Origin of the sequence: Segatella oris (genome assembly GCF_900637655.1) — a bacterium.
GTDB classification, from domain to species: Bacteria; Bacteroidota; Bacteroidia; order Bacteroidales; family Bacteroidaceae; genus Prevotella; species Prevotella oris.
The window spans coordinates 892,050-917,406 of record NZ_LR134384.1 but is presented as its reverse complement, the minus strand read 5'-3'; the positions used below and the strand labels follow the sequence as shown (position 1 = coordinate 917,406).

The window sequence follows — 25,357 nt, the reverse complement described above, 5'->3', positions numbered from 1 at the left end:
CCCTGTGCAACAAATTGTCACATCAATGGGCTATGTGGGGCATCATACTGACACTTCCCCTCGTGTTCTATGGGGTTACGCTCCTCATGCCAACCTTTGACGACTTCACTTACTTCACAGCTCCCTACCCCAAGAGCCTTTCTGAGCGACTCATCCCCTTTGGTTCTTATTGGCGCCCCTTTGATGCCCTCTTTGGATATTTCATTGAACACCACATCAATCTGTTCCCCTTTGCCAATCATCTCTGCATCTTCACGGGCCATGTTGTCAACACTTTCCTATTATATCGTCTTTTGAAGTGGCTGAAAGTTAATACCTTAGCCCTTAATTTCGGTATTCTTTACTTCTACATGGCGCCTGGAGTACTGGGAACGGTATTAGACATCGACTCCATTAACCAGACTTATTCCCTCCTGTTCGACCTCGTGGGATTGCTCTGTTACATCACACAGAAAGGTCGGTGGCGGCTTATTGGCTGGATTGCCTGCACCTACGTGGCAACCCTTTTCAAGGAAAACGGCATCACGTGGTTTGTCATTACACCTCTGTTAGCGGGCATATTCCTCCACCATTCAAAGCAGACCGCATTCCGTTTTGTAGCCGTCGGCGTGCTTTGTGTCTTGCTCTATGCCGCCGTTCGGTTGAGTTTCCCGGTCAACCACAGCCCTTTCAATCATGAATATATAGAGACAACGATTGTTGCAAAACTCAAAGACCTCTTCGCTTTCATCGGATTAACTTTCCTGCCTTTGGACTATGTGGCCCTCGTTCACGACAGAAACTACCTTTGGGCCATATGTTCAGCAGTTCTCACGCTGTCTTTTTTCGGCTATATCTCGGTCAAAGGTCGACAGACTATGTTTGGAAAAACGGGGCTGCTCCTGTTGCTTTGTGTGCTCGTTGCAGCCGCTCCCCATCTTGCAACCGTTTTTACGGCGATGCATGCTTATGGCCTCATGCCCTTGATGGTTCTGTTGTGGGCTCTCATCATCACCCGCCTACCGCGCAAACCGCTCCTGCTTTCCCTGATGACGGTCAGCCTTTTCACAATGAGTCTCATCGCCTTGCACCACTGGCATGAGACCTATCTCTCGGGACTACGCCAGGAACGAATTTCCAAACAGGCGCTTCATGCGTTGGGAGAACCTGTGGATAGCATTTTCAGTATTAATATTGTTGACGGCTATCGCAAGTATTCTACTTTCTGCGTGCGCCCCACCGATGCCTTTGCATGGGGAAATAGCGTGCAACTGAGAACCGCCTATCGCTGGCCCCAAACATGGGAAGATGTCTCCATTCCCGAGAAACAACGGTCACGTGTGCCCGAAATCGCCGATAGTGCCTATCGTGCAGGCTTTCAAAAAGTGCTGCTCATCGAGCATGAAACGGTAATGCCCGTTGCCAAAAGGAACGCCCAAGACAAGCAAAAACCATGAAGCCGACCGACAACAACAGCTATCGCCACATTCTCAAATACATGGGTATCTTCGGTGGAGTGCAGGGACTGAACATCTTGATGAGCATTGTTCGCAACAAGGTGGTGGCTGTATTGCTCGGCACAGCAGGCATGGGACTCATCTCTTTGTTTAATGCTACGGTGAAACTCGTGTCTGATTCGACTAATCTCGGCCTCTCCATGAGTGCCGTGCGCGAGCTTTCGGCAGCCTATGAGCGGGGAGATGAAGAGCGTTTGAAACATCGCATTCAGATTATCCGCATGTGGGTGGCACTCACGGCGATTGCCGGAATGTTGCTTTGCATCCTTCTAAGTCCGTTGCTCAATCGCTTCACTTTCTCCTGGGGAAACCACACCCTGCATTTCATAGCCCTTTCTCCTACGATAGCTTTCCTTGCACTTGCTGCCGGTGAAACCGCCATTCTGAAAGCTACCCGACAACTACGCCAGCTTGCACTGCAGTCGGTCTATGGCGTACTCGGTGCTTTGCTTACCTCCATACCGTTATTCTATGTGTGGCGAGAGGCAGCCATTGTGCCTGCTATCGTCCTTGCAGCAGCCATTCAGTGGGTACTCGTCATCTTCTTTTCCCTGCGTCGTTATCCTTTGAAATTCAGTTTCAAGCAAAGCAGATTGTCTGAGGGCTACGGCATGGTGCGTCTCGGAGTGGCCTTTGTTGCTTCGGGAATCCTGGCCAGTGCAGCCGACTTTATCATTCGAAGCTACCTTTCTCATGCCGGAGATATCCAGATCGTGGGCCTTTACAATGCAGGTTTCATGGTCACAATGACCTATGGTGGCATGGTGTTTCATGCTATGGAAACCGATTTCTTCCCCCGACTTTCGGGCGTAAAAAACTTGGGAGGTGAATTCAACAAGATTGTCAACCGACAGATAGAGGCAAGTACAATGGTCATCTCTTCGCTCCTTGTGGCCATGACCGTGGGGCTTCCTATTCTTCTTCCCCTGCTTTTCAGCCATGATTTCCTGCCTGTCATCGACATGATGCGTGGCAGCATCCTCGCCATGTATCTGCGAGCCATGACGCTTCCCATGGAATATATTGCCTTATCGCGAGGCGACTCACGCCATTATCTGTTGCAGGAAGCAGTGGCAGCTCTGCTCCTTGTGGTAGCTGTCATTGCTGGTTTCCACTTCGGTGGCCTTACCGCAACAGGCTATGCGCTCACCGTGGCCTCTTTCCTCGAGTTCCTTTTCGTCCTCGTCTATACCTATTATATATATGGCTATCGTCTTTCCCGCCATGCCTTTCTGCGCTTCGTCTTCCAATTCTCCCTCGGTTTGATTACGCTTGCAGCCGTACTCACTCTTGAAGGCTGGCTCTATTGGGTTGCAGGTGCATTGTTGTTGGCAGTGAGTATACCACATAAAGTCTCTCTCAAGTTCTTTCATTTCAAGTGAAAATAAAGAGAAACTATTCATAAAGACCTACTATTCTATAGTTTATTTCTGCCCCCTATATTGCCCGAAAAATTATTCTATTCTTTATCTTCTTTTCCATATTTATCTGTAACTTCTTCTGCAGCCATTGTTGATTTTTCTGCTGGTATTTCATAATGTCTTATGCTATGATCCTGCAGGAAGATCTTATTGAGTGTGAAAGCTAAAGATTCTAAAGTCCTTTCTCTGTCATATGGTTTTAACTCGCATTCCCAGATAGTGATATAATGCCACCCCATTGATGAGAGTCTTTGGCAAACTTCATGGTCACGTTTTCTATTTCTTCTGATCTTATTTATCCAGAACTCCATATTGGTTTTTGGTACAGTATAGTACTTACACCCTTCATGTCCATGCCAAAAACAGCCATTTACAAAAATACAGGTTCTGTATTTCCTCAATACAATATCAGGCTTTCCAGGAAGACGTGGGTGGTTCAGGCGATAACGATAGCCATGGTTCCATAACCATTTACGCACAACGAGTTCCGGCTTAGTATCCTTACCATGGATAGCTGCCATATTTGCATGTCGCTGCTGTGGAGTATGTGTATCACTCATGAATGCATAACAATATATTATTGACAGACAGAACCTCTTTCCTGTTTTGGTAACAGTAAAATCAACAATGAGGAAACATCATTATTTAAACCGCACTTGCAGATTCAATTTGAAATACAACTGCCCGTCCCGTCCACGATAAAGATTAGCAAAATCATATCTGGTAGATGAAGGGGTCTCGAGGCGTGTGTTGCAATAAAGATAATCTTCAAAGAGATTTCGGTCATAAAAATGATAGCAGAGAACATCACCATCATCTTTAACCACAAGATAACCGCCATTAGCCTCATACTTTCCGTTCCACGTTGTGTGTGGTACCATACCGAGTGCCGATGCCACTAAAAAGTTCTTAACCTTGAACTCGTAATACTTATGACTGTGTGTCATATCGTAACCCATCGGATTCTTTAAGGCTATCTTTTCTGTCAGAGCCTTCAAATCTTTACTGTCTCCTTGATTCCCTTCCAAGAGAATTGCAGCCATAATAGAGGGAAGGCAGCTGTCAATCAGTATGAAGTTATCCCGACAGATAGTGTCGTCCATGGTTTTGAAACTTAAAACACCTCCCATTTCCTGAATTTTCAGGATACGGTCAATCACTTTCGTTCGTGTGTCAATGGCATTGACAGCTGAAATTTCGGCTTCAGAAAAATCACATCCCGTTACATTAAAAGTGAAATTGGTGGTCTTCCCAGCATTGAAAAGAGTTGAATTGCCACCAAGTTTTGACTTGATACTAAATCCAAGTAAAGGCGACATGCCAGTACGTAAGTCATGAATTACGATCTTGATGTCTATTTTCTCCTGAGATTTTGCCTTTATATTGCTACAGCGAATCTCTGACATAAACTGTTCTATTTCAGGAGCAACGAATGTTCCCTTTGACTGACGAATGATATCAAGTAGCTGATTTGCCTTTACAAGAAAATCCGACACGCTCCTTCTCAATAACTCTACCCCGTCCTCAGTTACTACCACAACATTATCTCTTAAAGTATACTCATAGTGATTTTTTTGTTCATCACGTAGGACTTTCAATATAGGGTAAAATAGATCTCCAATTTTATTCAGTTCACCATCTCCGGCATAAACACGCTTCTCACCCAATAATTTGAACAGAACATAAATTTCACTCCATTCCCCTTTGTTTGCTGCCTTTGTCATACGATGTAGTTAAATAAGTCCTAATATTTCCAATTCTTTCTCTGCAGTAGCCTGAATAGCAGGAATAGCTACTGAATTCCCAAATTGCTTGTAAGCTGAAGCATCAGCCACAACGATTTTGAATTCGTCAGGAAATCCCTGAAGACGTGCCCATTCACGAGGGGTCATACGCCTTATTCCATCACGATTTACTTCACCTTTAATGTTTGTAATTGGTGTAAAGTTCTTCAATCTTTTATCTATTACAAGATTGCGTTCTCTCCCCATACCACCAACAACAATAGCATTTGCCACGCCATTGATATCAATTATTTCATAACCAAAACCATGACCGGCTGCTTCATGACGTGCACGGTGTCGCTTCAATGTTTCTATATAGGTTGTTGAGAGATAATATTTCACAGAAGGAACTTCTTTTTCCATCACATCACTGAAGTGCGGACGCGTATCCCCTGTTGTTTTTGGGGTTGGATAGTGGAAGTCTGCTATATTTACATGTAAATCCTTTCTGAAACCAATAATATAAATTCGCTCACGATGTTGAGGTACACCGAAGTCCATAGCATTGAGTATCTTTGGTGGAACTACATCATATCCGGAATCATCAAGATGTTTAAGGATCGTTTTTAGAGTATGTCCTCGGTCATGAATGGCAAGACCTTTCACATTTTCAAGGAAAAAGGCACGGGGCTGATGTTTGCGAAGAATAGCTTCTATCTCGAAAAACAGTGTTCCTCGTGTTTCATCCTTGAAACCAAGCCGACGCCCTGCAAGAGAGAAAGCCTGACAGGGGAAACCTCCACATAATATGTCAAAATGCTTTGGAATATAACTTTTTGTCGACTCTTTGGTGATATCCCCAAAAGGCATCTCTCCATAATTTGCTAAATAAGATTCCTGTGCTTTTGCATCAAATTCTGAAGAATAAACGCATTTACCACCAAGATTTTGAAATGCAATACGAAATCCGCCAATACCGGCAAACAAATCAATAAAAGTAAAGCGGGGACGTTCCGGAGCAGGAAACGGGACATTAAAAAAATCATTGAAGAAACCATATTGAAGAGGAGTTTCTGCTACTCTCCATATTTCTTCATCACTAAATTCTTCTTCCTTGAGTTTCTGATGTGATTTTTTATGTGAAAGAAACTCACGTACAGCCATGATTATTTCATTTTTCTGCTTCGCATCTACATCATTATGATGATTGTGCAGAAAATGACTGAGCAGCGCCATCTGATTTTCATACGACGTTTCTCCGTATATCTTGATGCCTTCCTTCGTAATCTCTTCTGGGAAATTCTTCAAGTTCATTTCCCTGTTTCCTTTCTTCTTTGTCATTATGACAGTTTACTTTAATTTCTACAAAGATAAATATAATCTCTTAAACAAAGCCATACTTCACGATTATAAATTCCTCCGTTAAAACTTTTATAGCATTTTCTCCGTACAAAACACCAAGTTTCATTTCCTTATATTCTATGCCACAGAGTGGTTGTAGAAGCACTCACAGTCACAATATTCAGTCAATAGGAAAAGCCAGCCTCCGTTTTATTCATTTACCAAACGGGTAAAATGATGTAAAACACAAGGCTGGTTCTGGTTCTATTTTCAGATATATAATCCTTTAATTCTCCAACAACTTCGCGCTGTTTCCTTTTCTGAACTGTCGGGAAATGCTGTCGGTATCGGGAGAAGCGATTGCGCCCAATATGGCCGTAGCTACAGCGATGATGATCTTAATGACTAATTTCCATTGATTAATTCTGATTTTATCCATGTTTTATTCTGTTGTTTTAATGATGATACAATAATTTGGAATGCTGCATGTTGAATGGGGAGTTCATTGAATGTATGGCGCATGACTTGGAATACAGCATTTCCATGAACTCTCCCTCCGCAGAAACTTCAATTCTTCCACATGCTCTATCTGTAGGTTTCTGCCCTATCAGGAATAATGAAGGACAGAAACCATTAAGCGCGACAGGCTTCAGACAGAGAGAAAGCCGACCTGCTTTCAGACACCGGGCTGTGAAGCCGGCTTCTTCTTTTTCTTCTCAATCGTGTACTGTTTCATTTCCGTTACGTTGACACCACTGAGCAATGCCTTGATGTGCTTGCGTGAGTCGCGCTCCACATGAACCTCGGGCATGAAGATTACCCGCATGTTCTTGATGTGCTTGGCTGGGTTGAAGGCTGCTGCCGACTCTGCACCTTTCGTGCTGATGCCAATCTTAAACGTTCCCAAACCGTCAAGTTTCACGCGCTTCGAGTCCTGAATCTGTGCGGTCATCACCTCTACCAACTCCGTCAGCACAGCCTTCACGTCGCTTTTCTTCATAGAGCAGTTGCGCTCAATGATAGCTGCGATATCATCAAGGTTTGTCGTACCGTTGTGCATGGCACGTGCATAAAACTTTCCGAAACCGGCATTTTTCTTGTTGTTGTTCTTGTAAATCTTGTAGATTACTGCCATAACTGTTACCCTTTCTTTTAGTTAAATTGTTAATAATTTTACGATAGTTTTTCCAATTGGAATATTGCGAAACGTTTGCTTTCAGAAGTTCATTTCAACTGCCTCGTGTCGGTTGTGCTTCCGATCTCTGCAATAACTCACGTGAAGCCACATGCAACCGTTTGACAAGCGGCGCTCAAAGAGCAGTTGATCATAGTCGAGTACATATTTGATGAAGCGAAAATAGCGCCGTCCCACTTCTTCGTTGGGGATGTGAATGTCGGCAGCCTCACCCTTGAGATGTTGTGAGCTGGGTTCTCCGAAAACTGCTTTGTTAAGGGCTTCTGAGCGATATCCGCTCGTGATGATGATGCGGCCGAAACGCTTGCGGAGTGGCTCTAGCACATTGAGGCATAGCGCTTTGAGATTTTCCTCTTCTTCACGGCCGGGCTTATTCTCTATACCGAGTCTGATCGCCATGCCCGACCGTTGCATTTCCTGTTTTGAGAAATGAGGCGAATACATTTCCATAGTTGTTTCTTTCATCTTTTCCTGAGTATTAAGGTCTAAGAAAATTGTTATCCTGAACACGTTGCAAAGATACAAAATCAACACCCCCTTTGTCAAGTTTTATTTGATACAAAAAACTGATACATGCTGAAAAAAGTGAGGATTTAATTTCCATTAACGTGCAAAACCAAGGAAGTGAAGAAATACTTCCATATTAACTGCTATCTTTGCACATTGAAGACACTTGGCAACCGTAGTCATCATGAACGATGAAAGCCATGAAATAAGAATGGAAAACGAACTAAAAAAGAATGAAATGGAAAGAATTTTAGAAACCATGAGGAGTGAAATCATCGCTATTCTTGCCCTCTCTCCCCATGCAGGCTACGCATGGAAAGGCACTACCACCGACCTGCTCGAGGTGATCAATGCCGTGGTCATGAGTTGTGAACTCTTTGATGAGAACGGACGTCGCTATACTTTCGGCCGACTCACCCATGACATCTGCCTGCGGCTCAACCGTCATGAACCCCACAATCCGAGGTCGTATCTCACCAAAGCCCGACAGCGCAAAAACCTGCATCGCCCACCACTCATGCGGCGTTATGAGGCTGCCTTGCACCATTCTCCACGCCCACTATTTAACCATATTGTCAAGAAATAACTGCTTTCGTCGGGTAAAAAGCCCTTAATAACCGCAATATCATCAAGTTTACCCGCAAAATGTATAACAGCACTTCTTTTTTATTTTGTATCTTTGCAACGTAAAAGAACTGTTAATGAAAGGAGAAATCAGCCGGATGTGATATCCGGTACTAAGTCTATCTCTGTAGTTATTAGCATTTGATTTAGCAAGTAAAAAGACGTTCAGGTTAGACTGGCCTCCACGCATTCGCGAGGAGGTTTTTTATGCCTGTTGGTTTCCTTGCATCCAGGGGGAAAGTAACCAATTGGTTTTCTCTTTTCTTTTTCTACTTCTCCTCCTGCTGGTTGCTGCCCGTTGTGCTTAGGAAATGAAGAATGCAGAGATTGGGATGCAACGTTTCCCCTTGCATTTCAGGCCTCCTTGTCGCAAGCGACATCTGAGAATATCGTAGAAAATCTTAGAAGATATAAAGGCTGTTAGCATACAAGTAAATTCATTTTATCCGATATTCTCAAATATTCTAAGATATACCGCGAAGCGGGTGGGAGGACTTCTCCTTGTGGTTTAGGCCTCCTCATCGCGGGCGACATCCGAGAATATCCAAGAATATTATAGAAGATACAAAGGCTATCAGCTTATAAACGAATTCATTCTGTTTCCTAAGAAGAGGCTCCAAGCTCGTGCTCCCCTCCTTGGGAACCGTAGGTCGCTGTTCGTTGAGTGAGCGAAACGAGGAAAGCAATGGGGCGGGGGAGGCTATTTTATAATTCATATTAGCTCGTGCAAGCTCGCACTCCCCTCCTTGGGAGGGGCTGGGGGAGGTCTCCCAATCCCCTTACCCCTTTGTAAATAAAAATCCGACGACGGCGAACTCTATTTCCACTTCGTTCTTTTTCTTTTTCTTCGTCTTTTTCTTTATCTTGTTCTTAGTTCTTGTTCTTTAGAGAATTTAATATATTGATTTCCAATAAGTTAAAATGTAAAAGTTCCTTAATTAACATTTATTTCTTCGTTGTTTAAGGAATTTTCACTCGAAAGTTGAAACTAAACGGAGTGGATTTTCAGCCATTAACGCACCTCTTTTTGTTTATATTTTTCATTGTTAACAGGCATTCTGTTCCATAGGTAGGCAGCCATTGTTTACAAACCAACATGACTGTTCCCTGCAACTTGACTGATTTCATGTGCCAATCTGCGTCAGATGACCGCATGATTTGACGCAAAATGCAAGGCAATCTGCATCAAGTCAGCGTGTGATTTGGGCCTTGTCAGCTGATGACCTGTTGTCCGAAAACAAAGAACCCGACCCACCAGGACGGATGAGTCGGGTACTATGTTTTATCTGCATCGTATCAATCAATCACCATATCCGGGTGTCTGCTCCAACAAGGTGTTGGTTGAAAGCGTCGTTTCATCAATAGGCCAGAGCAGTCGGGTATTGTTGGCTGTGGAATACTTCACGGCTTTATTGAACAGACGGATGTCGTGCCAGCGCTTTCCTTCGAACAGGAATTCACGCATACGCTCTTTCAGAACGGCCTCTTCTGCATTCTCATCACCGCCCACAAAGGTGTTATTGGCAAAGAAGGTGGTCAGAGCGGGAGTGCCACTCGTGCTGATTTCATTGGGATATTGCACCTCGGGATGAGCATTGAAATAGGCTGCACCATATGCACGGCTGCGGATTTGGTTGATTTCTGTTGCCGGATTTTGTCCCAACAGCACTTTGGCTTCGGCTATTCCCAACAGACATTCGGCATAGCGGTAAATGGGCTGGTCGTCATACCACGATGTTGATGAGCCACCGGGAAGCAGTGTTCCATGGAACTTATTGCAGATGTTGCCCACATAGGTCGTGCCGTCAGTGGCATAAACATCGGCCAATGAGCCTGCTCTGCGCTTGTCGTTTCCGTTAAGATAGAGTTTTGTCCACAGCTGTTTGTCAAGCGGGAAGCGCATGACACCGGTGCCGAGGCTCAGGTTGAGATATTCAGACTGGCTGAATTGAATGGCATTCCCATGGGCATCGTGCAGTCGGTAGGCACTCACATTCTGCTTGTTCATCACCAAAGAGGTGTAGAGACCGTTCCACAATGTGGTCTCATTTTCGCGGTTGTGCAGGGCAAAGATGATTTCCTTGTTACCTTTCTTATTATATGCAAACACATCACTGAAGTTGTCGAGCAAGGCAACATCCGCGTGAGACTGCACTTCCTGATAGGCAGTTAAAGCCGTCTGATAGTCAGCAGTGCCTCCTCCCATCTGCTTTCCGCTCCACAAATACACTTCACCCTTGAGCATCTTGGTGGCTGCGAGCGACCAATACATGCGTCCGTCCTTGAAGGAATAGTCGTTGTTATAGGCAGTTTCAGAAGCCTGGATGTCGGCTTTGATCTGCTTCATCACGTCAGCCGCAGGGTCTTGCTTGCGTGCAACCTTACTCAAATCGACCGTTTTGCCCTCCGTGTGCTGCAGATAGACAATCACATCTCCGTAGGTTCGGAGCAACTGGAAATAGAAGAAAGCGCGCAAACCGTGACTGCTTGCAAGATATTTGTTCTTCTGTGCTTCGGTCAGATAGCCTGCTTCGTTCACTTTGTCAATCATCAGATTGATCTGATTGATGCCCGTATAGAGTCCTCCGTAGTTTCCAATTACGGCACTGCTCTTTTCAAGAGTGTTGTTCCAAAGGCGTTCATAGCCCTGCGGAGCCTCACCGCTGAAGGCTGTTCCGGTGTAGATGTTGCTGCGCAGCTCGCCCCAGATGATATATCTGTTGGCATAACTTCTCACCCATGAGTAGAGACCTTGATTGAAAGTCTGCACCTGGTCGGCATTCTTCCAGTAATTGGAGTCGGTGATACTGCTTGTGGGTTCCAGATCCATGCAGCCCGCGAGTGAAAGACTGATCACGGTGGCTGCTATATAAGAAAATATCTTTTTCATTGTGAATTGCTTTGTTTGATTAGAAAGTAATGTTGAGTCCAAAGATCAAAGTGCGTGGAGAGGGATAACGGCCATAGTCGAAACCGTCTGACGGTTCAGGCGAAGCTCCGTCATATCCGGTGATATAGAAAAGGTTCTGACCTGTCAGATACACGCTGGCATTGCTCATCTGAAGTGCTTTGGTCCATTGCTTCGGCAGATTATAACTGAGGGTAATCTCACGCAAAGCCATGTAGTCGGCCTTTTCATAGAAGATAGAATTTCCACGCCAGATATTGTGTTTGTTCAGCTGGTCAGCGTAAGTGAAGACCGGATATTTGGAGTTCGGATTGTCTTCACTCCACATATCCTTCACCTTGTCAATGAGATTGAACTGTCCTTGGAACTGTCCCATGGAGCGAGCCTTGAGGTCATTGTAGATGGTATGGCCCAAAGCATAGTCGAAACGCGCATACAAAGAGAGGTTTTTGTAAGAGAGTGTGGTCGACCATCCACCTGTCACAGTGGGTCGCAGATTGCCCACCACCTTGCGGTCGAGCGTATTAATGATGCCGTCTCCATTGATATCCTCCCAGCAAACATCTCCCGGTTCGATGGCTTTCCAGCCTGCTGAGTTCTTATAGAGCACACCTGTCTGCGGATTTACTTCGTCGGCAAGGCCTGGCCCGTATAGTTTTGCAACGTTGTCAATACGCTTGTTGGCATGCTGGCGTATGTCGTCCCAGTCGCGGAAGATGTGATCCTGCTTATAACTGTAGAGATCTCCGAGCTTTCCTCCTTCGCGATAACCGCCAATCCACTTTGTAGGTGTGTGGCCATTGGCATCAACCTTACCTGCAGCAACTTCCACTCCTTCGAGCTGGTTGAACGGACGTTCGCTCTTAGGCAACTTGATAATCGTGTTCTTGACAGTTGAGAGATTGAACGAAAGGTCCCAACGGAAGCCGTTTCTCAAATGGACTGGCGTGGCACGCACTTCCATTTCAAATCCTTGGTTGCGCAGTTTTCCCAAGTTGGTCTGGATAGATTTGAAGCCAAGATACGAGGGAAGGTTCACACTTTGCAGCAGGTTGCTGGTGTTGCGCACATAGTAATCGAGAATGAAAGACAAGCGGTTCTTGAAGAATCCAAGGTCAAGACCGGCCTCAAAGGTGTGACTCTGTTCCCATTTCAGGGCTGTGTTCACCAACGAGCGGTCGTAGAAAGCCGTGTTCCCGTTGTAGTTTGTCAGTTGATCATACACACCATAGATATAGAAATCACCGATACCGCTCACGTTTCCATTGCTACCGTAGCTGATACGAGGCTTGATGTTGCTGATGACCTTCGACAGTTTGGAAGCTTTCCAGAAGTCTTCTTCCATCATGTTCCAGCCTAATGACACTCCGGGGAAGAAGCCCCAGCGGTTGTCTTTCAGTTTGGAGTTGCCGTCATAGCGGAAAGTAAATGAGAGCAGATACTTCTGCATGTAGTCGTAGTTGAAGCGTCCGAAGAGCGATTCTATGCGGTTGCGCGACTTGTATGAACCCGGGTTGTCATCCTTGTCGGCACCGGCATTGAGCGTAGGAATGTCATCTGTTGGCGAATTCTTGGTTGAAGCCCACAGCTTATAGTAGTTATAGTCATAGTATTCACCACCGAACATCAGGTCAACATTGTGCTTGTCGGCAAACGTGTTGCGGTAGTTCAGAAAGGCATTCAGCTGTGTCTGCGTGTCTTTCATCAGATATCCGTACGAACGGCGCGTGGTGTTGATCTTGTTGGGATTGCTCTGCGTGTAGAAAGCCTTGTTGAAATTCTCCACCTGGTCTAACGTATGGTAGAGCGAAGCATTGGTGGTCAAGGTGAGATGTTTCGGTATCAGCGTCAGATCAAAGCCTATATTGTAGGTCTCTGCACGGTATCCGTTGCTCGAAGTGAGCTTGTCGTTCCAATACAGATAGTTGCCGTCTGAAGAGCTCCAACCTGGTGCCGGACTGCCATCTTTCAGGTAAGGATTCCATGTCGGACGCTGAGAACGCGTGCGATAGAACAGAGATGACCACGAGTCTACATAGCTCTTAGGTCTCGTTCGCCATGTGTACTGTGCACCGGCACGGACTTTCAGCCAGGGCTTGATTTGGTAATCACCCTTCACACTGCCCGTGAAACGCTTATAAGACGTGTTGCGCACCACACCATCTTCATGATAATAACCCAAGGAGGCTACGAAAGAACCGAAGTTGTTGCCACCCGAGAAATTGAGATAATGATCTTGTGTCGTGGTCTGGTCATGGAAAATAGCCTTTTCCAAAAGTCCGCTGTAGTCTTTGAACATCAGCTGTCGCTTGGGCGAGTCACTGTAGTAGGGGTCGTCCATGAGCTGCCAGCCCTCCTCTTCCAACAGCTTCTTATGGTCGGGATTAGCTGCATCGTAGTATAACACATCCGTGCGTGGAGTGAAATTCGTGTAACCATAGCCCGAATAGCCATTCTGGGCATCTACATTTGCCGGTGTCCCGTGCCCTTTCATTGACGTTGCATAGCGCTTCATTCCCAAGCGGTTATAATAGATGTAATCGCGGGCATTCATGAAATCATAGTCATCACGCCGGAAGTTCACACCTACTTTCATGCGGTAGTTGATAGTCGATGTGCCGCGTTTTGCCTGTTTTGTGGTGATGAGAATAACGCCTCCGTTGGCCCTTGCACCGTAAATGGCTGTTGATGCGGCATCTTTCAGCACTTCCATCGACTCAATGTCCGAGGGGTTGACCTCTGAAAGCGTACGCTCAACACCGTCAACGATGATCAAGGCAGGTGCACTTCCCGTAATCGAAGCACCACCGCGCAGAGTGATGGAGGGATTAGTTCCGGGCTGTCCCGAACCATTGAACACCTGCAAACCCGTCACACTGCCCTGCAGGGCACTGCCGGCATTGGCGAAAGCTGCAGCATCAAGCACCTTGCTGTCCATCTTTGAGATAGCCGTAGTCAGCGTTGCACGCTTCTGCTGTCCGCCATAACCCGTTATGACGACTTCGTTCAGCGCCTGCGACTGCTCTTTCATTTTCACCTTGAGAGGTTGTCCGTTCCATTTCACTTCCTGCGAATCCATGCCGATGTAGCTCAATATGAGCACACTTCCACGGTTCACATTCGGCAAAGTAAAATGTCCGTCGAAATCAGTCACCACACGGTTGTTCGTGCCTTTTACCAGGATTGTGGCACCAATGACAGGCTCTCCCTGCTCATCGGTGACCGTACCTGTGCACTGACTGTTTTGCTGTGTGTACTGAGTCGACAACTCATTTGCAGCCCATCCCTGCGTGGGCATGACAAGCGATGCGCCTAACCATAGCGCAAAGCTGATAGGTCTTTGGTGTAGAATCATTTGTATCAGTTACTTAAATGAATATATGGTTTGGTAGAAATAACTTTCATAGTATCGTGTTTTATGGCTCACTGCATGCTGACCTACGGCAGCATTCCACGTTTTCTCCTCTGAAGTATCACCCTCATTGCCACAGTTCGGAAGACAGAAAAAGTCAAGCGTCTTTCCTGCAAGATATCTTTATTCATATGTCCGCAGTGTTTTTGATTGTATAGATTTACGGCGTAAATATACAAAAAAAATCCAAATGCACCTAAGAAAATAAGGAAAATCGATAAAACTTGAATGAAATCGCCACGCAATCTGCGTCAAGTCATGTGCTAATCTAATAGACTTTATTCAGTATATTGATGCATCTTAGCGTGTAATATGAATGAAACTGCAAAACTGTCTGAATGATGCAGGCCAACTGACGGCTCTTTCCAAATAGAAGTGCAAAATCTTGGTGGTGTTTGACACTATGAAAAACACTACGGGGATTGCCTTGCGGCCGGGGGATTGAAGTCCCTGAAGAGCCTGGCGGAAGACTTAAGCAATGCAAAAAGGCGAAAAAGATTCGTCCTCTCCCTAAGATCAATTAACTTTATATTGCTATGCATAAACAATTAACCTCGGAGAAAGGTACACAATTAGTGTGTTGCTGCAAAAGACATACTCACTTAGTTTCATCGCCAAGACTATCAGTGTTTGTGTAAGCACGGTTTCGCGGGAGAAAAGGCGCAACTCCAATGTACAGGGAGTGTATGACGGCCGTCTGGCAGCGTTGAAAGCCAGGCGTCGCAAGGCCAAAACGCCCAGCAACCGCTTCATATCTCCTCATATCCGCAGCAGGGTCTTTGAACTCATCCGCAGGGAGCAGTGGTCGCCCGAGCAGGTCTCGAGCTGGCTCATGAAATAGGAGGAGCTTTCGGAATCCAAGTTCTCCATCTACAACAGGATCGCTGCTATCTTCCCGTACCGCAAGGACACCAATCCCAAACCGTTTTCCATTGACGACAGGTCTGCACTTACCAACGGACAGACTGGGAGTGACTGGGAGATGGACATGAACGTAGGTAGGAAAGGACGGCAAGGGGGCAGTTGTAACCTTAGTGGAAAGCTGTTTCATGCTCATGGAAAAACTCTATTTGGGAAAACGGGCCGTCCCACTGGCTCATGCCGTCGTAAAGACTACTCAAAGGGAGTGGGATGCCTGTAAGGACCATAACCACCGACAACGGGACGGAGTTTGCAGCACATGAAATCATCGCAAGGGAATTGGGCACCACGGTTTACTTTGCACGTCCATATTGCTCTTGGGAAAAAGGTGCCATAGAGAACATGAACGGACTTGTCAGGCAGTACATTCCTAAAATGACAAACTTCAGGAGGATTTCAAGAGGGTACGTCAGGCAAATTGTAGAGAAACTCAACAATAGACCCAGAAAGAAAAATGGATTTTCAAGCCCTCAGACTTGATTAACAACACAATTGCCTAACTTTGCACTTGCGTATGGAATCCGCCCAGAGGGTACATCAAACAGGGGCTCTTCGAAAATCTGTTCGATCAGGGTATGCAATTCGTTCATGGTTTAAAGCAAGAATGAAGAATAAACTTATACCCATATGGGATAAGATTATGCTGAGAAAAAGATATTGTATCGAGTGTATTATTGAGCTCCTAAAGAACAAAGCGACACCGTACACTCTCGACACCGATTGATACATAACTTTATCTTGAACTTATGTTCTGCCCTTACTGCATATTGCTTTTATGAGAATAAGCCTGAGGTACTGCTTGTATATATGGGAAAGTCAAGGTAGTTAGAACTATTTGCATACTAAACTTATCCCGAATTGGAGTAAAGCTATGGATGATAGTTATAAGAATGATTATACTAATATCGTTAAATAGTGGAGAACTTATAACTGTAATGATATATATTCTAATTCAGGATAAGCCTTAGAATAGTTTAAGTTGTTTATTTTATTCAATCACATAGTCCTGCAATGCCATAGGTTCGTTATTAAAGTAGCAATAAGCTCTCCCATTGCAGCAATTATATTCATGATGAAGTTTTTGATAGAATGGTATCTTTGGTGTACAAGATTAGCTTTGTTCTTGGAAAGTCCGTATCATTCTTCTTAAAGTCTGATTGTTTAAAATAGTCTTGAAACCTTTATTGACTACGTGTTTGAAAGTAAATTGGATATTTCTTTTCTCTGTGTTTGTCTAATACGTTACGTGCTTAACATAAATAAGATTGATAACCAAAGGAGGAGTCCGACGAGGCGGTTAAGGGCGCGATTGCTGAAATGTTCGGGGTTACGGGGGAAGATGTTGGTGTCGACAATGCAAATATCACCTGCGGAAATCATGCTGTCAATGGCCTCTTCATGAGTGTAGCCCTCGTTTTTCAGTGTTTCAAGAATATGTTGTTGCTTAGCATTGAGCTGTGTACATGCTTGGCGGTTGCGTTCATCCTGTTGGCCTTTCCATTCGTTGAATGCTTCACGGTAAGGCATACCGGAATGGTCAAGCAAAGGGGCGTTGACAATGAAAGCATGATAACTGTAACGGTTGCGCGATGTGAAATGATTAAAGATATAGCGCAGAATAGCTCCCGTGTGGAGGGACAACAGGCTTATCATGCGGAACACGATATCGCTGAAGAAATTTCTTAGCATCGATTATTTATTGATAAAGCGTAATGGTGTGATATTAAACAAAATCGTTTCCTTTCTTCATCTGAACTTCGGCCACATACTTGCGGATAAGTGCCGAGGAGTCTTCTTTTTTGCAAATCAGCAGCACATTGCCTTCTTCGGCAACGATGTAGCCATCCAGCCCGTTGATGACCGCTAAACGATCTTTAGGGATTTTGATGATGTTGTTGTGGGAGTTCTCTATATAGACATCAGAATTGATGATTACATTGTCGTCATCTCCTTTCTGAGAGGCCTCGTAGATGTCATGCCATGTACCCATATCGGCCCATCCGAAGTCGCATTTCTTCAGATAGACATAGTCGGACTTTTCGAGTATGCTGAAGTCGATGGAGAGGTTGGGATAGGAAGGAAAGTTTTCTTTCATGAAGGCTTCTTCAGCAGTAATGGTCCATTCGGGGTTACTGTCATCGAAAGTTCGCAGCACAGGGGGGAGCTGATTACTGAGACTTTCTTTGAGGAAATGAACATTGGAAAGAAAGATGCCCGTATTCCAATACCATTCTCCGCTCTCCATGAGCATGTGTGCAAATTCGCGTTCGGGCTTTTCTATGAACGACTGAACTTTGAAAATATCATCAATTCCACTGTGTTCGCCTAACTGCACATAGCCATATCCCGGTTCAGGACGTGTGGGCTTGACGCCCATGGTGAGCAGACAATCGTTGTTATTCACAAACTCAAGAGCTTCCAATAAATCGCTTCGGAACACCTCTTCATTGAGAACGGTTTGGTCGGAAGGTGCAACTATCAGGCAAGCATCTTTGTTGATGTGGGCAATGCGGTGGGTGGCCCAGGCTACGCTTGGTGCTGTGTTACGGTAGATAGGCTCAGCCATGATATGGTCATCAGTCACTTCTGGCAACTGTGCGTGAACTAAGTCAAGATATGTTTCGTTAGTGTTGATGTAAATATTCTCTTTGGGAAGAATCTTCACAAAACGTTCAAAGGCCTGTTGAAGCTGTGTGCGTCCCACGCCAAAGAAATCGATAAACTGTTTGGGAGAGTATTCTCGGCTGCATGGCCAGAGTCGGCGCCCTTTCCCACCAGCAAGAATCACACAGTAAAAGTTGGTTAAGGTCTTGTTCATTGTAAGTTTCTTATTTATTTAACGAAGTTAGATATTAAAAACGTAAAAACAAAGTCTTTTTACTTTTTTATGGAAACCTTACACAAAAAGAACACTTTTATTCTCTAAATATTTGGCAGTTCAGAAAATAGTTGTACCTTTGCAACAACTTTGAAAAAGCGCTATGCCCAGATGGCGGAATCGGTAGACGCGCTGGTCTCAAACACCAGTGGAGCAATCCATCCCGGTTCGATCCCGGGTCTGGGTACCACAAATCCCTTGTAAATAGCTGATTTACAAGGGATTTTTCTTTTTCAAGGCGTACTAAAAGTGTACTTTATGACAAAACAAAGAGAAAGGTGTACTTTTATGATTTTTCGTCTCTTAGTTTTATATTTAATTAACGACAACTCTTCCCTGGCGAATTCCATAAGCAAGTGCAAAGTGATGCGCTCCTCCTTTTTTGTATTGCTTAAGTTATCCGCCGATACGATTTGGGGGCACTTCACAATATCTTTGTCGATTCTTTGCATTTGGTTGTGTATGTAAGAACGAAAGTGTATCTTTGGCATTGTAATTTTATATGACCATTTGGACACACTCTCGTTCTTATTGAGTGATCCCATTTTATTCGGAAGTTTGCCATACATACTTGAATTTCTTTATTATTCATACTCTGCAAAGGATTCTGCTCCCATATCGACTGCCTTTGGTACACATACAAGAGAACTCTCAATGAGTTTCTCGTACTGTCATTGCTATTTACTTATCAGATTCTTATACACAACAGACCGCAACAGCTCGTCTTTTCGCTGCTTTGAGACGGGAAGTTCTTTCCCGCCCATGAAAATCCGCCCTCCCGAAATGGTATCTATATGGGATATGTTGACAAGAAAGGAGCGGTGTATTCTGAAAAAGGCTTCTCGGGGCAACATTTCTTCTAAAGACGTCATGGTTTGGTGAATGGTCAAAACCCTGTCCTCGAAATGCAGTCTTACGTAGTTCTGCATACCCTCCGCGTAAAGAATGTCTTCCCATGCAATCCGCTTGAAGGAATCTCCCTGCCTGATATACATGCCCGGAGCCGTTGTTTCTTCGCGTCCGCTTTGCAGGAGAAACATCTCCCGTGCTTTCGATACCGCCTGAAAGAAGCGCTGAAAGGCAATGGGTTTCATCAGATAATCTGTAACGTGCAATCGGAAACCATCGAGCGCATATTCCGAATATGCCGTGGTGATGATGGTCAATGGCGGTTTATCCAACGACTCCAAAAAGTCCAATCCGGAAAGACGGGGCATGTTAATATCCAGAAACATCAGATCAATCTCTTTGTTTCGGAGGATTTCGGCTGCCTCCGACGCCGACGAACAGGAAGCGGCAACTTCCAGAAAATCCAACTTTCCGATATAGTTCGCAATTCCTTTTACGGCAATCGACTCGTCGTCCACCACCAAACATTTCATCCTGTACGGGTTCGTTTTCAATATCGTTTCCACCATCGGTTTAGAAATCAATTACAAGTTTTGTATGATAGCAGTTTTCCGTTTCATCGATTGTCAAGTCATATTTTCCGAAACAGAGTATATCCAACCGCTCTTTTATGTTTTTAAGTCCCCTCCCTCCCGTATCTGTTCTTCTTGCAGGCAATGCCGGTTTAGAGTTTTTTACTTCAAGAAAGATGGTACTGCCCGCCTGCCGCAGACAAATATCGATATATCCCTTTTCCATATCAGCACCGGCAACATGCTTGAACGCATTTTCCACAAACGCAATGAAGAGCAATGCCGGGATTTCCACCTGTGCGTTTTCAATCTCCCACGAACACGACACCGTGAGCCTGTCGTCCCGGCGCAACTGCTCCACGGCAATGAAATCTTTCAGGAATTGCACGTCCTCGCCGAGCGTTACGCTTTGCCTGTCCCCGCTATACAGCTGATAACGCAATATCTCGGAATACCTTATCAGCAGTTCCGACGCCAGTTCCACATCGGTCTGCATCAGCACGTGTATGTCGTTCAGCACGTTGAACATGAAGTGAGGCGTCATTTGATGCCTGAGCGTGCACAACCGATATTCGGCAAGCCGCTGCTGCGACCTGACATATTCCAAAAAGAAACGCAGTCCACAAATGGCGATATTGATGATAACACCCGCCGAAACAGGTACGAAAAAGGCGTAAGGTTGCGTTGCTGACAAGTTGAAACAGCCTGACACGAGAAACACTCCAGCCTTTTCCAAACCGGAAAACAGTTCGATGCAGCTCACGAAGACAAGTCCCACAACCAGCGATAACGCGACAAACTGCCCGGCAAACCGCCCTGCTTCTTTCTGTTTCATGGCTCGCAGCAGCAAAGGTCCGCTCAGGTAGTTGGCAACAGGGCATATCGTAATGATCAGAAGTGCAGCAAACAGCACCGATTCGAGTGCCGACGCCGTTTGCGGCATCACCTGAAGCCAGAAAATAAAAAACATCAATATCCAAAATGGGATAATAATGTATCGGTCTTTTTTTATCAAGTCGATATTCATACTGCAAAGTTAACGGATTAAATGAAAGATATATTATTATTCGTCAAAGGTAAAGCTGTGATTCGTCAAAGAGATTTTGGCAAATGGCGGTCGGACATATAACTTTGTGGCAGATTATTATTATTATTCATTCATAAATACCAAGATGAAAAAAATATTGCTTTTAGAATTAATGATGGCTGCCTGCACGGGCTTAAATGCCCAAATCATGTTCAAAACCGAATATTTCGGAGAATCGGATTATCGAATGACAGAAGGCGATACGGACAGGAAAATGGGAAACAGCAAAGGTTCGGCGGTTGTTTATCAGGGCGGTGTCAATATTCCGCTGTCGATGAAACTCGATGAAAACAAACGCCCTACCATGTGGGCACTCAGTGTGGGAGGAGCATATGTAAGGCTTGATAACAAAGGTTTCACGGAGCCTTTGGTCATCGACGAGATAATGAACCTCGGCCTGAGCCTGAATCATTTAAGGCCTTTGAATGACAGATGGTCGATGCTCACCACCGTCGGAGGCGGCATTTATATGCCGAGCACTAAGCTTTCCAAAATCAGGTTCAAGAACGTTTTAGGCAGTGTGGGAGTGGTTTTCATCTATCATCTGAAACCAAATCTTGAATTGGGCGGGGGGATTGTTTTGAATAACTCCTTCGGCTATCCGATGCTGTTCCCCGCCTTTTACCTGAACTGGGCGACGGCTGGAAAATATACCGTAAAAATCTCGATGATGGACGGTGTGGAAATGTCGGCGGGATATAATGCGAACAGGCATTTAAGTCTGAACATCGTGGCGGAAATGAAGGGACAAATGGCGCTGATGGTGCAGGACGGAAAAGACAAAATCTTCTCCCACCAATACATTATCGCCGGCTTCCGCCCCAAAATTAAACTCGGCAAACGCATCTCTATTCCCCTCACGGCCGGCATTCATGTCATACGCCCTGCGGAAATCACTGACAGGAGCTTAAAGAGTATGTTTCGGGACAGGTCATGCTATTTCCAAGTATCTCCTTATGCTTCTGCCGGTTTGAATATCGAATTTTAGCCGATGATAAGAAGTTGCCTTTCTATGCAATTATATCTGTGTGCTAGCGATTGAAGTGTGTCCCATCATCTTGGCGATACTCTCAATAGGAATTCCCGCACTCAAAGCAAGCGTACCGAATGTATGGCGTGCCATGTGCCAGCTGATGTGTTTATTGATTCCTGCACGCTTTACCCACCGTTTTACTGATTTGCAACAGCTCTCATAAGTGGGTAAGTTGAAAATGGATGAATCTAAGTTTTCTGGATCTTCTCCTATCAATGAAAGCAAACCATCGTTCAAAGGGATAACCACACCGCTATTGGCAGAATGTCCTTTGGTTTTATTCTGCTCAAACTTCAAAAGATGGTTGGTATAGTCGATATTCTTATAGGTTAAGTCTTTCACATCGCAGAAACGCAGACCATAATACAGGCGCAAAGGATAAATGTTCGTCACACATTTCAAACCGAGTAAAATCATTAACTCGTTTATTTTCAGGTGTTTTCTTATTTTGCGAAGATACTAAAAAGTCTTGAAAATCAAAGTGTACTATCTAACAAAAAACAGGCAAGAATAGGCTAATTTAGCAAAAATAAGAAAAACTCAAATTACTGATTATCAGTATTATATATTCTTTTCGTTTCTCTTGTTTTCACTATCTTGTACCGGGTCTGGTACCACAAGCCCCTTGTAAATCACTGATTTACAAGGGGCTTTTCTTTTTTAATATGTACTAAAAGTGTACTTTGTAACAAAACAAAGAAAAAGGTGTACTTTTATAGTTTTTCGCCACTTAGTTTTATATTTAATTAACGACAACTCTTCCCTTTTATTCTGTTTCTTTCCCTTCCTTGGCTTTTTCTCCAACGAATGCCCTATCTTTGTAAACAATACCTATCTTAGAAAATTGCAAAAATGGAAAATGACAATCTAAAGATACAGCTTGACAGTATTCAACGAATATTAAACTACTGCATTACCCAGACCTACAATGTGCTCATTGGAAATATTCTGAGGAAAAAGAGCTGTGTAAGCAATATGCAGTTTAAAGAGATTTTACAAAAAGAATATATCCGAATAACAGACGATCTTTTTTCCATTTATCTAAATTATCCTGCCCTTACATGTGTAGAGAAATACTATACAGATGATAACTTTTTGTGGGAAAGCACTTTCTTTGAATCACTGACCAAAGAACAAAAACAGAAATATACCTCTTTCCCCATATCTTCATTTGAATATGCAAAGTACATTGAGGCACATACCTACTATAATGATACCCTGCCGATGTTCTCTTATCTTGTCGATGCTATTTTGTATGAACGCTACGCAGAATATCTCATGGGAGAAATAGACCGCATAGAATTGACAGAGGTACAAACCGTTCAGCCTCGCTCTTCAATTTTGGTAAACGATGAACCATGTGAGCAGAAAAAGAAACCTGTCATTGTTGGTAAAGAAATAAATCCATTTCAATCTGATTTTACGGAAGAGCAAATAGAGATTCTTACCACTTGCATCAACGAAATTCAATTATTCACGACCAACATATCCTCCAATATTCTCAAAGACTTCTTTGCTTGTAAACTAAAAGGTGTCTTGAAATCAAACAACAACCGCCAACTGGCATATCTCATGCAGAGTCTTAATCTGAAAGGATTCATTACAGATGAATGGCAATCTGCGATTGCTCGTAATGAACTTGTATTAGGGAAGACAAAAGATACATCACTGACACGCACCGATCTTTCCACTGCAACAGACCAAATCAATATGAAGCAGCCGAAAGAATGGGAAACTATTGATAAATACATCAAACAACTGAAAAAAGGTTGAGCATAGGTTGATACCTCAAACATTGCTCAATGCCAATTACTTTTATCGTTTCTAATTTTGCCCTCGTTAACGAATAATTAGCGAAGGTGCACCTTCATATTGTTTAATTCAAAATGTTTTCAATATGAACAAGACATTAGAAACTCGAGTTGAAGAACTCGAACAAATGGTATTCATGAATAAGAACGTGCTGAGTTTTGAAGAAGCCAGCAGGTTCTTAAACCTCTCAAAGAGTTATCTCTACAAACTCACATCGGGAAATCTGATACCTCATTACAAGCCACAAGGAAAGATGCTTTATTTTGAGAAGGCAGAACTTGAAGCGTGGCTACGGCAGAACCCAATTAAAACTTCTGCACAGATAAATCAAGAGGCTCAAAGGTATATCATGGGCAGCAAACCTTTAATGCAGAAGTAACTTATGGCACACGAAGATTTTATCCGTGTTGGCACAACCTTATACAAGATTGTGAACCAACCACGCATCAATGGCGGTTTCGCCAAAAAGCGTATTGTGTGGAACAATGAGACATTGCGGCAGGACTATGGAAAGGATTTCATAGCCACAGTCCCAAAGTATGACGGCTTTTGCACTGTTCCCAACCATGTGAACTATCAACCTGTGGTCGATAAATTTCTTAATCTCTATGAACCGATAGGACACCAGCCAAAAGAAGGAGAGTTTCCGCACATCGAATCCCTGATACATCACATTTTCGGGGAACAATATGAGTTGGGCATAGACTACTTACAGTTGCTCTATCTTCAACCAGTGCAGAAACTTCCCATCCTTTTGATGGTATCAGAGGAAAGGAATACAGGCAAGAGTACATTCCTCAATTTTCTTAAAGCTGTTTTCCAGAACAATGTAACTTTCAACACGAATGAGGACTTCCGCAGCCAGTTCAATGCTGATTGGGCAGGAAAACTGCTTATCGTTGTGGACGAAGTTTTGCTCAACCGCAGGGAAGATAGCGAGCGGCTCAAAAACCTCAGTACGACACTTTCTTATAAGGTGGAAGCAAAGGGCAAAGACAGAGATGAAATCTCCTTCTTTGCCAAGTTCGTGCTCTGTTCCAATAACGAGTTACTCCCAGTCATCATTGACGTGGGAGAAACCCGCTATTGGGTAAGGAAAATAAATCGACTTGATAGTGACGATACCGACTTCCTGCAAAAGCTGAAAGCCGAGATTCCTGCCTTCCTTTATTTTCTGCAACATCGCACGCTATCTACCCAAAAGGAAAGTCGTATGTGGTTTGCACCCAAGCTAACTTTTACACCTGCTCTACAGCGTATAATACGCAGCAATAGAAACAAGATAGAGTTGGAAATGTCTGAACTCTGCTTAGAGGTAATGGAGCAGATGGTGGTTACCGAGTATTCTTTCTGTATCAATGATATGGTATGTCTGCTGAATAACACAGGCTGCAAGGCTGACAAAAGCCAAGTCCGTAGGATTGTGCAGGATATTTGGAAACTCTCACCTGCTCCCAACAGCCTTACCTATCTCACCTATCAGATTGACTACAATAGTTTCAGGAACTATTCGCCTATTAAGAGGACAGGTAGGTACTACACCGTGACCAAAGAACTACTCACAAACATTTAATCAT

20 protein-coding genes, 1 tRNA gene and 3 pseudogenes are annotated in these 25,357 nt (G+C 44.2%); 10 read left to right on the top strand and 14 right to left on the bottom strand.

Translation table 11 applies throughout. The features are described from left to right. The first annotated feature begins 32 nt into the window (after positions 1 to 32). Together EL210_RS03780 and EL210_RS03775 are read left to right on the top strand one after the other, a co-directional pair. Entirely contained in the window at positions 33 to 1,436 is a 1,404-nt protein-coding gene (locus EL210_RS03780; RefSeq protein ID WP_018920309.1) for a hypothetical protein, read from the top strand. Further along, positions 1,433 to 2,878 (top strand): oligosaccharide flippase family protein, encoded by a 1,446-nt coding sequence (locus EL210_RS03775; protein ID WP_018920310.1) that lies wholly within the window; start codon positions 1,433 to 1,435, stop codon positions 2,876 to 2,878. The genes EL210_RS03780 and EL210_RS03775 overlap by 4 nt, the downstream gene beginning before the upstream one ends. A gap of 77 nt (positions 2,879 to 2,955) precedes the next feature. On the opposite strand, the gene EL210_RS03770 is transcribed toward EL210_RS03775, so the two are convergent. The 6 genes from EL210_RS03770 to EL210_RS03745 all read right to left on the bottom strand — a co-directional run bounded on the left by EL210_RS03770 (position 2,956) and on the right by EL210_RS03745 (position 7,642). Next, positions 2,956 to 3,477 carry a very short patch repair endonuclease gene (locus tag EL210_RS03770; RefSeq protein WP_018920311.1) on the bottom strand — a complete coding sequence of 174 codons (522 nt, stop codon included), beginning with the start codon at positions 3,475 to 3,477 and terminating at the stop codon, positions 2,956 to 2,958. A gap of 81 nt (positions 3,478 to 3,558) precedes the next feature. Further along, a complete protein-coding gene (locus tag EL210_RS03765) occupies positions 3,559 to 4,641 on the bottom strand; it encodes an HpaII family restriction endonuclease (protein ID WP_018920312.1) in 1,083 nt (360 codons plus the stop codon). A 9-nt stretch (positions 4,642 to 4,650) separates the two neighbouring features. Continuing rightward, the gene (locus tag EL210_RS03760) at positions 4,651 to 5,982 is read right to left on the bottom strand and encodes a DNA cytosine methyltransferase (RefSeq protein WP_018920313.1); all 1,332 of its coding nucleotides are present in this window, start codon (positions 5,980 to 5,982) and stop codon (positions 4,651 to 4,653) included. Positions 5,983 to 6,268: 286 nt separating this feature from the next. After that, positions 6,269 to 6,421: a smalltalk protein gene (locus EL210_RS03755; protein ID WP_004375499.1), complete on the bottom strand. Its 153-nt coding sequence runs from the start codon at positions 6,419 to 6,421 to the stop codon at positions 6,269 to 6,271. Between the two features lie 237 nt (positions 6,422 to 6,658). Then, positions 6,659 to 7,117, bottom strand: a complete 459-nt coding sequence (locus EL210_RS03750) for an HU family DNA-binding protein (protein ID WP_004378346.1) — start codon at positions 7,115 to 7,117, stop codon at positions 6,659 to 6,661. 81 nt (positions 7,118 to 7,198) lie between these two features. Beyond that, positions 7,199 to 7,642: a D-Ala-D-Ala carboxypeptidase family metallohydrolase gene (locus EL210_RS03745; RefSeq protein ID WP_018920314.1), complete on the bottom strand. Its 444-nt coding sequence runs from the start codon at positions 7,640 to 7,642 to the stop codon at positions 7,199 to 7,201. Positions 7,643 to 7,922: 280 nt separating this feature from the next. Here EL210_RS03745 and EL210_RS03740 point away from each other — a divergent pair, with 280 nt between their 5' ends. Continuing rightward, a complete protein-coding gene (locus tag EL210_RS03740) occupies positions 7,923 to 8,270 on the top strand; it encodes a hypothetical protein (protein ID WP_231291768.1) in 348 nt (115 codons plus the stop codon). Between the two features lie 556 nt (positions 8,271 to 8,826). Here EL210_RS03740 and EL210_RS13430 read toward each other — a convergent pair. The 3 genes from EL210_RS13430 to EL210_RS03730 form a co-directional block, all read right to left on the bottom strand. Further along, positions 8,827 to 9,024, bottom strand: coding sequence for a hypothetical protein (locus EL210_RS13430; protein WP_145962299.1), 198 nt, complete (start codon positions 9,022 to 9,024; stop codon positions 8,827 to 8,829). A gap of 584 nt (positions 9,025 to 9,608) precedes the next feature. Next, the gene (gene nanU / locus EL210_RS03735; protein WP_018920315.1) at positions 9,609 to 11,198 is read right to left on the bottom strand and encodes a SusD family outer membrane lipoprotein NanU; all 1,590 of its coding nucleotides are present in this window, start codon (positions 11,196 to 11,198) and stop codon (positions 9,609 to 9,611) included. Positions 11,199 to 11,217: 19 nt separating this feature from the next. Further along, a complete protein-coding gene (locus EL210_RS03730) occupies positions 11,218 to 14,571 on the bottom strand; it encodes a SusC/RagA family TonB-linked outer membrane protein (protein WP_025879548.1) in 3,354 nt (1,117 codons plus the stop codon). 593 nt (positions 14,572 to 15,164) lie between these two features. Between EL210_RS03730 and EL210_RS14085 the strand changes: the two are divergent. Then, positions 15,165 to 16,029: pseudogene (locus tag EL210_RS14085) on the top strand (IS30 family transposase). A gap of 47 nt (positions 16,030 to 16,076) precedes the next feature. After that, a pseudogene (locus EL210_RS03715) lies at positions 16,077 to 16,374 on the top strand (transposase); the annotation flags it as partial. 417 nt (positions 16,375 to 16,791) lie between these two features. On the opposite strand, the gene EL210_RS03710 reads toward EL210_RS03715, so the two are convergent. Together EL210_RS03710 and EL210_RS03705 are read right to left on the bottom strand one after the other, a co-directional pair. After that, on the bottom strand, positions 16,792 to 17,238 hold the full coding sequence (locus EL210_RS03710; protein WP_018920318.1) for a hypothetical protein: 447 nt from the start codon (positions 17,236 to 17,238) through the stop codon (positions 16,792 to 16,794). Positions 17,239 to 17,272: 34 nt separating this feature from the next. Then, a complete protein-coding gene (locus EL210_RS03705) occupies positions 17,273 to 18,367 on the bottom strand; it encodes a mannose-1-phosphate guanylyltransferase (protein ID WP_018920319.1) in 1,095 nt (364 codons plus the stop codon). Positions 18,368 to 18,532: 165 nt separating this feature from the next. On the opposite strand from EL210_RS03705, the gene EL210_RS03700 reads away from it, so the two are divergent. Further along, a tRNA-Leu gene (locus EL210_RS03700) sits at positions 18,533 to 18,617 on the top strand. Between the two features lie 487 nt (positions 18,618 to 19,104). Here the strand turns inward: EL210_RS03700 and EL210_RS03690 are convergent. Together EL210_RS03690 and EL210_RS03685 are read right to left on the bottom strand one after the other, a co-directional pair. Beyond that, positions 19,105 to 19,845, bottom strand: coding sequence for a LytR/AlgR family response regulator transcription factor (locus tag EL210_RS03690; RefSeq protein ID WP_023983920.1), 741 nt, complete (start codon positions 19,843 to 19,845; stop codon positions 19,105 to 19,107). Positions 19,846 to 19,849: 4 nt separating this feature from the next. After that, the gene (locus EL210_RS03685) at positions 19,850 to 20,875 is read right to left on the bottom strand and encodes a sensor histidine kinase (protein WP_004354437.1); all 1,026 of its coding nucleotides are present in this window, start codon (positions 20,873 to 20,875) and stop codon (positions 19,850 to 19,852) included. 145 nt (positions 20,876 to 21,020) lie between these two features. Here EL210_RS03685 and EL210_RS03680 point away from each other — a divergent pair, with 145 nt between their 5' ends. Next, positions 21,021 to 21,923 carry a DUF6268 family outer membrane beta-barrel protein gene (locus EL210_RS03680; RefSeq protein ID WP_126370201.1) on the top strand — a complete coding sequence of 301 codons (903 nt, stop codon included), beginning with the start codon at positions 21,021 to 21,023 and terminating at the stop codon, positions 21,921 to 21,923. A gap of 30 nt (positions 21,924 to 21,953) precedes the next feature. Here EL210_RS03680 and EL210_RS03675 read toward each other — a convergent pair. Continuing rightward, a pseudogene (locus tag EL210_RS03675) lies at positions 21,954 to 22,357 on the bottom strand (site-specific integrase); the annotation flags it as partial. Positions 22,358 to 22,820: 463 nt separating this feature from the next. Here EL210_RS03675 and EL210_RS03670 point away from each other — a divergent pair. The 3 genes from EL210_RS03670 to EL210_RS03660 all read left to right on the top strand — a co-directional run bounded on the left by EL210_RS03670 (position 22,821) and on the right by EL210_RS03660 (position 25,353). Beyond that, complete coding sequence (locus tag EL210_RS03670; protein ID WP_018920935.1) at positions 22,821 to 23,741, top strand: hypothetical protein; 921 nt, start codon at positions 22,821 to 22,823, stop codon at positions 23,739 to 23,741. 124 nt (positions 23,742 to 23,865) lie between these two features. Further along, positions 23,866 to 24,159, top strand: a complete 294-nt coding sequence (locus EL210_RS03665) for a helix-turn-helix domain-containing protein (RefSeq protein WP_006949116.1) — start codon at positions 23,866 to 23,868, stop codon at positions 24,157 to 24,159. Between the two features lie 3 nt (positions 24,160 to 24,162). After that, complete coding sequence (locus EL210_RS03660; protein WP_018920936.1) at positions 24,163 to 25,353, top strand: primase-helicase family protein; 1,191 nt, start codon at positions 24,163 to 24,165, stop codon at positions 25,351 to 25,353. Positions 25,354 to 25,357 lie beyond the last annotated feature (4 nt).